Annotated in this window: 2 protein-coding genes; both read left to right on the forward strand. The window is 55.4% G+C overall.

Annotated elements, in window-relative coordinates; translation table 11 throughout:
* Positions 1 to 277: 277 nt before the first annotated feature.
* On the forward strand, positions 278 to 994 hold the full coding sequence (locus ACMX3H_RS19055) for an alpha/beta fold hydrolase (RefSeq protein ID WP_415211902.1): 717 nt from the start codon (positions 278 to 280) through the stop codon (positions 992 to 994).
* Between the two features lie 156 nt (positions 995 to 1,150).
* Positions 1,151 to 1,420, forward strand: coding sequence for a response regulator (locus ACMX3H_RS19060; protein ID WP_415211901.1), 270 nt, complete (start codon positions 1,151 to 1,153; stop codon positions 1,418 to 1,420).
* The last annotated feature ends 46 nt before the right edge of the window (positions 1,421 to 1,466 follow it).

The following is a 1,466-nucleotide window of genomic DNA, read 5'->3' on the forward strand; positions in this document are numbered from 1 at the left end:
AACCAGCTTAATGTTAAAGTCCAGCGGGAAATTGGGACGACGTCTTGAGGGTTTTGGTGGGGTTTATTTCATGAATTGCGCCCATTAAAAAAATAATGGACATCATCTTCAATAACTTGATGGGGAATTAACAGACGGCGCTGGGCGTACGCTTACGTTTCACCCGCCTACACTCCTCTATGAAACGAACACCTATACTTACTCACGAGAGGAACACGCCATGAAACTGACCCTCGGTCAATCCATCAAGATCATCGCCCTTTCCACCGTCTGTCTGATGGCGGGCGTCAGCACAGCAGCGCTGGCCGAAAACGTAAAAAACATCGTCCTGGTGCACGGCGCCTTCGTCGGCGGAGCCGGCTGGCGCCCGGTCTATGATATTCTTACCCAAGATGGCTATAAGGTGACGCTGGTCCAGGAGCCTCTGACCTCGTTCAAGGAAGACGTCGCCACCACCCAACGCGTCCTGGACCAGCAGGACGGCCCCGTCATCCTGGTGGGCCACAGCTACGGCGGTACCATTATCAGCGAAGCGGGCAATGATTCGCACGTGGCGGGCCTGGTGTATATCGCGGCCCATGCGCTGGACGTCGGCGAGTCGAGCGGCGGTAACGGCAAAAAATACCCCAACAGCGCGCATCCGTATGTGAAATCGCCGGATGGTTTTATGATGCTGGCGCCGGCCAATTACCCCGGGGACTTCGCGGCGGACCTGCCCGCCAAACAGGCCAAATTTGAAGCGCAGGCGCAGATGCCCACCGCCGCCGGCATCTTCTCCACGACAATCGACAACCCGGCCTGGAAAACCAAACCCAGCTGGTACATGGTCGCCAAAGCGGACAAAATCATCAATCCGGATTTAGAACGGATGTACGCTCAACGCGCCAAAAGCCATACGGTAGAAGTTGCCGGCGCCAGCCATTCGGTGTATGAATCCCATCCTAAAGAGGTGGCGGCATTGATTGAGCAGGCCGCCGCGCAGGCGGTGAAATGATCCCCCGCTGCGCACTATTCCCTTGACGCGACGGAGTGAACGATGAAAATACTGGTCATTGATGATGAACCCAAAGCACGGGAATATATGCGCAGCGGTTTAACCGAATCCGGTTATGTCGTTGATGTCGCGAGCGACGGCCGCTAAGGGCTGTTTATGGCCCAGGAGTACCATTACGACTTAATACTGCTCGACGTGATGATGCCGGAGGTGAACGGGTGGGAGGTCATGAAAACGCTGGATTCCCCGCTGGATACGCCGGTCATTTTTCTTACCGCCAAAAGCACCGTCGACGACTGCTGGTTCCGGTCACGTCCGATCACTGATTCCGATTTCACCCGATCACTGATTCCGGTCGCCCGATCAGCGATTCCGATTCTGTCCGATCGCTCATCTTCTGTTCCGCCATACTCTGAAGACTTTTAGCTTCCGGGGGTATGGCATGGCACGTAAAAAGAAGAACGCGAGAACA

Source organism: Sodalis sp. (in: enterobacteria) (assembly GCF_047607725.1).
GTDB lineage: Bacteria > Pseudomonadota > Gammaproteobacteria > Enterobacterales > Enterobacteriaceae > JBLKSS01.